Source organism: Achromobacter sp. FW305-C-28 (assembly GCF_058783235.1).
Window position 1 is genome coordinate 1 of sequence record NZ_JBYSYL010000026.1, and the last position, 5,969, is coordinate 5,969.

A 5,969-nucleotide genomic window follows, 5' to 3' on the forward strand; every position below is an offset into this window, starting at 1 on the left:
TGGCTCCTATTCCATATGGTGAAATCATGCCGGATTTCTCTAATTTAGATCGGTACTAAAAACTGGGTTAGGGTCAGCGGGACCCCGCACACCTCAGGCGAAGTCCAATTCCTAAGATATCCTTAGGTCGCACCAAGAAAAGTAGCTCCCCCACTGAGCCAGCCGCCCGAAGAGCTGATGGAACGCCAACCTAGGCTATGAGTAAACGCTCTTGTAGAAGTGGAACCCTTCCTTACTGCGACGCGCGACGTCCCCGCCATGATCACGGGCGAATTCCTCGTTCTCAATGAACACATCGTAATAGCCCTTATGTATCTCCAAAACGATGTTCCCAGCTTGATTGCTGGTGAGTATCTCCAGGTTGCGCCGCCTCCACTGATCATAGTCAATGAATTTGCTCGGAGAGCACCCGAGGACAGTCAGCTTTGGCCGATAGAAGTCGAGGAAGTCGTACGAACGGTCAGAATGGCGTCCGTGATGCGGCGCAAGCATGAAGGAGCACTGCCCCTTCGACTTGGCATTGTTGAGCATGACGTGTTCCCAAGAGGCGTCGTGCGCATCACCAGGGAAGATCATGCGGTTGCCTCCGCTTAAGTATTCGATGACGTATGACGCTTCATTAACATCGTCGTTTTCATCGGGATCGCACAGCAAGTCCTTGCTTGGAGCCAGGATGAACAGACCATCCCCCGCGCTGCCTTCTGTCTCGCTTTTATTTGCGTATGCGAAGCTGTCACCTGCGATTCGCTTCGCTGTCTGGACTCCAGCAACCCGCTTAGTAATTATCTTCTCGTACAAATCCCAATCTTCTTTCTTGAATCGGAAGAAGCCGTCGAAATTCGGCGCTGCCCTACGCGCGCCGGAATCCCAAAAATTTAGAAACCCCACCTTTTCCTGAAGAGCAGCCAAGCCGTCCAAGTGGTCCATATCAGGATGGCTGAGTATGAACCGGAACAAGCGCCCAATCCCGTATGTTTGGATGTAGTTGATTGGATTCGATGGCCGCTCACACATGCGATAGTTGCCTAGCCGGGATACCTCCGTGATCATGGTACTAGCCCGGGCCTCTAGGGCCGCCGCTTGCTGCCGCACTTCCAGATTTCCCCCGCAAATGTCGATTCCTGTAACGCGACCGGAGTTGTGCTGAATCAGCGTGCAGTCGCCGGGGGAGACGTTGACGATGTGTACACGAGCCATTTCTTCTACTTATTCCTATCAGAAGGGAATCTAGTCGGCTGCCAGACCGATCATGTCCCTGATCGATCACGCAGCGTTCGAGGCCGCTTTCTTAGCGCGCTTTGTTGGCAGTCGCGACATCGCCTCGAGTAGTCGATCAGCGTATACATCACCTGCTCGTCGAACCGCCCTGGCATTGAAGTGGAAGAGCCAGGTCCACAGGAGCGCCGCTGAGATGGCAACGGTCAGCCCGCCGGGGAGACCTGGATCCGCAAGACGAGCGGGATGCCATGCGTATGGTTCCACCGTAAGCACGCCCGCAGCTATCAGTCCATAGGCAATGCCAGCGATGCTGGTTATGACACCAGGCATCCTCATGCCAAGGCAGTTTCGGTGAAACCCATATGAGATGTTCTCTTTCAGTAATAGCGCCTTGTCGTTACGCGTATCCTCCCTCACCTTAACTGCCACTCCTGCGTACATCTGATCGGCCTTTGCAGGGTCAATCGCTTCCTCCTCGGCAGTCGGAATGCGAATACCAAGCTTGGACTCTGCCAGGCGGTGATAGCGTTCCTTGGTGATTGAATCGTAGCGGGTGTCACGATGACGTAGCGATATGGTCGTGGGAAGCCCTCCCCAACGCTTGACAAGCTTTTCTTCGACGCCCTTGCCTCGCATACGAGCGATGCTGGCCAGCGTATAAATGGCGCCGCAACCACCCAGCACACCCAGCACCGCAGTAAGTATCGCGTGTCGAGGCCCATAGACGCTGACAAGTGGAACGAGAATAGGAAGAACCACTAAAAGGCCAGGCATCACACGTGCTTTGCGCTCGTATGGGTCCTTCACCAGATCAATCATCCCCATCATTTTGGCTCTCATATCGAAATTTCAGTGCTGAATCTGCATCTGCAAAATTGAGTAGTCACCATCACCCACGATCAGTTGGAGCACGGGCAGACCGTCTTCGGCCATGCTTTTCGCCAAGATTGTGATCTGATTGATGTCGGTGTGGCTTGGTCTGGCACTATGACCTTTGGGATGGCTATGCCACTCGCCAACGTAGACAACCACACCTGCGGTACGCTTGGCGGCCTCCTCGACCGCGTCGAGGTAGCCGCTTGTGCCTCGGATGAAACTGGTTGGGGTCGAGATGCTGTCTGGAGAGGCAGGAAGGGCCTGGACGATCACGATCATGTTTTGGTTGAAGTCGTGATAGCCCAACAGAATGCCGCCAGTCTCATTTGGCAGGCATGCAGCTCGCATCGCTCGCAGTTGCGCTATCAGTTGGGCGTCGATACTTACTTGGTACGAGCCAATGCGCTTGATCTCTTCGGCGCTTGTAGCGATCTCATAGGCCGTTATGGCGCCGGCAGGGTGTTTTTGCCAGATCAGGATCCTGGGGGCGGTGTTCTGAAGGCAGGCGGGGATCTGTTCAGCCAGGTTCGCAGCATGGAGAGACACCTTGGCGTACGACAAGACCAGTGATATATCGCGACAACTGGCACCGCTCCACAGCTTACGAGGGACATGTCCGTAAAGACTTTCCCCCCACTCTTCTGCCAGTAGCGCTCTGTAGTATTGGCTTTCCAGGGATCGCAGTCGGAGGGCGCGGTCAGCGCTCTCCACCAAGAGCACAGACGCCGCTCCGTCTGGAGTGATGAAGGCCGACGCAAGTCGAGGCAAGCCGTCAATAAAGCTGGAGGATCTTGGGAAATCGAGATCCGTGGATACGTCGATGACAACCTCGGACTCACCAAAGAGCTTCTTCGCCCGATCGGCCGTCAGCGGATTTATGTCTTCCACGATGGGCGTCACCTGTGCCCCATGAGGCGCCGCGCCGTTCAGCAAACCAGCAACAACATCGGCCTTCGGAATACCGCAGTTCACATCGTACGCGATATGGCGTGCAAGATTGTGGGGACGAATGTGATCCTTATCGATCACGGTCCACTCTCCCCAGCCCTGCCTGGACCAGAGATGCAGGATCGCACTGCCCAGGGAGCCCGCACCAACTATCGTCCCCTTGGGTCCTTCATCAGCAATGCCAGAGAAATTGCGCAGCGTATCGCGTGAGGGACTGCGCAACACCTCAAACGGGAAGATATGATGCGCTCTCCACTTTTGCTCCAATGCGGCGTCCGGCTCCACGCCAGTAGCTCTGTATAGCGACCCATTGAGCTCAATACAAGCGCCTAGTTGCAGCGCAAGATCAAACACATCGATATCGAGCATATATGCCCGTAAGTCGTAAGCGGACGGTTGCTCGCCTTCTGTTCGAAGTATGGGAGTCGTCAGTAGCAACGAAGCTAAGCGTCGCTGCTTGGGCCTACGCATGCCCTTACCCTCTGGGACGAGTTCACTTAGGACATGTCGCAGGGGGGTAACTAGGTCCGCGCCTCTACCTTGCAGATGCTCGACGAGCGATCCAAGCGAAACTGGAATTGACTCAATGGTGCCATGAACGATCGGAGGCAGCGTGATGGCTAAGTTGAACAAGCTAGCTGCTGCATCATCGCTGGCTGGCACCAAAGTAAAGGTCTCAGCCCCATCTTTGCGCTCGGCTAGTTTATGCAGCGAATACCTACCGTTCGCTTCTGCGGGCGTCGCGGGGAAGTTCGGCGTTACGATGAGCTCGAACTTCGTGACAAAGAAGAGTTGCTCCACCGGCTGATCAGCAGGGTGAAGCGACTCCCGTGCACTCTGGATCAGCCACCATTCGATCCGTCTCAGGAAATTCTGGGGGGTCCAAGTACGGCGCACTGACCGCTCGTCTTCGTTGTATAGGCAAAGGCTCCCAGGTTCGCCCGGCAACGTCTGATTCATGTGCATCAGGGCAGGGAAATCCTTTCTGAGCGCACGAACATCCAGACGCTCATCGGGCTGCTCAGACTCGAGGATGGCCAAGCGCTCAACATAACGAATGCCCGGCACATTGCGATTGGGAACGTCGTCGCAGCGCACGTCAACGACTAGACCCTCTAGTCGGCTGGCCGCACCTACTGGGCTCGCCACCACCTTCAGCAAGGTAACGTTGGGTACGGCTTGGACCACCGGGAAGAGCCTCGCCAATCGAGGCAACCTAATCTCTGACGGGTCTACTTCCTGTAGACGGCCCAACTCATAAAAACCAGTCACAGCAAGCATCCCGCCCTTGGCGCCGCCGAGGCGATGATGGCAGGAGCCCCGAGGGTCGCAGCTCTGAGCATCGCCACGCCCTGGTTAGTTACTTCGAAAGAGATCGGCTGGGGCTTGGATGCGTTAGGCTCTTCCATGGTCACCAGGAAGCGCCTACCGCCTACCTCATCCAAGTACCGCTGATACGCTTTACGCGCCTGGATGTGCGGTGGCTGTTTCTCCGAATACATGGAGCGCTCATCGGGAACTGGTTTGCTGCAACTGACGATATAAGCACCGGCATTGCCAAGCTTCAGGAGAGCCTCGACCAGCGGTTTCGGCGTGGTTTCCTTCTCCCCTTTCTCGTCGCTCAGCGACTTGTAGCTGCAATGATGAGGGATATTGAACAGATCCCACCGCAGTCGGTCTTCGTTGCCGTGATAGCGTGTGATACGTACTATCTTCTCCAGGTCTTCCCAATCCGCATCACCTACCTCGAGATAGTCCACGCGGCCGCCATTCCCAACGTCAAATCGCACATTGAACACAAGGGCTGCACTATTACGGATGATGTCTTCGGTAGCGCAGTGCTCGATGAACGGTGAGTGACAGAAAAACTCGACCTGGTCACTGGACAGCGAGAAGCCCGGAACGATGGTCCCGGCGTCTACAAACAGATGGTCTCGAGCGCTAGGAGCTTCACCGCGGGCCTCCAACAGGGGCTCGAGCCAGTCCATCAGCTCCTGCGGCTGCGAAAACACCAAAATGCCCTCTCCTTCCAAGAGGCGATGGCGCGCTTCCTGTCGAAGCAAGACGAACTCTTCACTTTGGTGATCATTGTCAGCTTTCTCCAACAACATTGCCGCTGGCACCCAAAGCTGCTTTATCTTGATGCGCCCTTCTCCGTGATATTTCTTTGCATGCTCCAACCAGAAAAATTCGGTGCTGCCTTGTATGTGGTCCCTATCCGCATGGGTAAATGCAACCACATCAAAATAGTCGAGCTCAGCCTGCGCCAACTCATCCTTGAGCACCGCCTTCAAATTAATTTCTGGCCGATCAGGATCTTCAGCGCACTCACCTCGGTGACAAAAATCGAACAAAATGCGACGTTGGTTCTCAAGAACAATTTGAGACGTGTCCCCGTTACCAACGGGGTAGAATTTTACAACATGCTTGTAAGTCATGATTGTCCGCGTAAGTCATGAAGAACACCCAGCAACTATATGTAGTGCAAAATACTCAGTCAACCACTAAATATAGATTTTCGGATAATTTCCGAAACTATCGCATGAGCGCGATTAGTTGCTAATTAAGTTAATTATGACTGATGTTTCGAAATATCTACTGACCATAGTCAAAGCAGTGGCTTTGGATTTCATGAAGGAAAGATCCACCAAATAGATCATTTGAATCTAGGATGATCTGCCCGCTTCGATTGCGAGCCAGGCCGCTAGAGTCACATAGACAAGATCGCCCACGCTGACATCGCGGCGGACTGCGCCGGCCTTCTGCGCGCGCATCGATTAGCTATATCCCGCCCGCCGAGGCGGAATTACTACAGCTAACTCAGAAAAACGGCTGACAAGGTCAAACTCGTGACCTCCCCCCTAAAAGTTGGACAGTTGATAACTGGAAAATTCCGGCGAAACTAGCCCCCAGGAGGGCGTCGCCAT

General features: G+C 54.6%; 5 protein-coding genes. All 5 read right to left on the minus strand.

Features of this window, described 5'->3' with window-relative positions:
• Positions 1-195: 195 nt before the first annotated feature.
• The 5 genes from AC3WMR_RS30590 to AC3WMR_RS30610 all read right to left on the minus strand — a co-directional run bounded on the left by AC3WMR_RS30590 (position 196) and on the right by AC3WMR_RS30610 (position 5,816).
• Positions 196-1,197 carry a ComEC/Rec2 family competence protein gene (locus AC3WMR_RS30590; RefSeq protein ID WP_492266971.1) on the minus strand — a complete coding sequence of 334 codons (1,002 nt, stop codon included), beginning with the start codon at positions 1,195-1,197 and terminating at the stop codon, positions 196-198.
• Between the two features lie 66 nt (positions 1,198-1,263).
• Complete coding sequence (locus AC3WMR_RS30595) at positions 1,264-2,058, minus strand: hypothetical protein (protein WP_492266972.1); 795 nt, start codon at positions 2,056-2,058, stop codon at positions 1,264-1,266.
• Positions 2,059-2,067: 9 nt separating this feature from the next.
• Positions 2,068-4,230 (minus strand): anti-phage 6A-MBL system cap2_3 protein, encoded by a 2,163-nt coding sequence (gene cap2-3, locus AC3WMR_RS30600; RefSeq protein WP_492266973.1) that lies wholly within the window; start codon positions 4,228-4,230, stop codon positions 2,068-2,070.
• An 80-nt stretch (positions 4,231-4,310) separates the two neighbouring features.
• The gene (gene mblB / locus AC3WMR_RS30605; protein ID WP_492266974.1) at positions 4,311-5,480 is read right to left on the minus strand and encodes an anti-phage 6A-MBL system MBL-fold protein; all 1,170 of its coding nucleotides are present in this window, start codon (positions 5,478-5,480) and stop codon (positions 4,311-4,313) included.
• 228 nt (positions 5,481-5,708) lie between these two features.
• Positions 5,709-5,816: an SbtR family transcriptional regulator gene (locus AC3WMR_RS30610; protein WP_492266975.1), complete on the minus strand. Its 108-nt coding sequence runs from the start codon at positions 5,814-5,816 to the stop codon at positions 5,709-5,711.
• Positions 5,817-5,969: the final 153 nt, after the last annotated feature.

Bases quoted from the DNA above. Each gene is read 5' to 3' on its own strand.
- AC3WMR_RS30590 (WP_492266971.1), bottom strand. From the start codon at position 1,197: ATGGCTCGTGTACACATCGTCAACGTCTCCCCCGGCGACTGCACGCTG.
- AC3WMR_RS30595 (WP_492266972.1), bottom strand. From the start codon at position 2,058: ATGAGAGCCAAAATGATGGGGATGATTGATCTGGTGAAGGACCCATAC.
- mblB (WP_492266974.1), bottom strand. From the start codon at position 5,480: ATGACTTACAAGCATGTTGTAAAATTCTACCCCGTTGGTAACGGGGAC.
- AC3WMR_RS30610 (WP_492266975.1), bottom strand. From the start codon at position 5,816: ATGCGCGCGCAGAAGGCCGGCGCAGTCCGCCGCGATGTCAGCGTGGGC.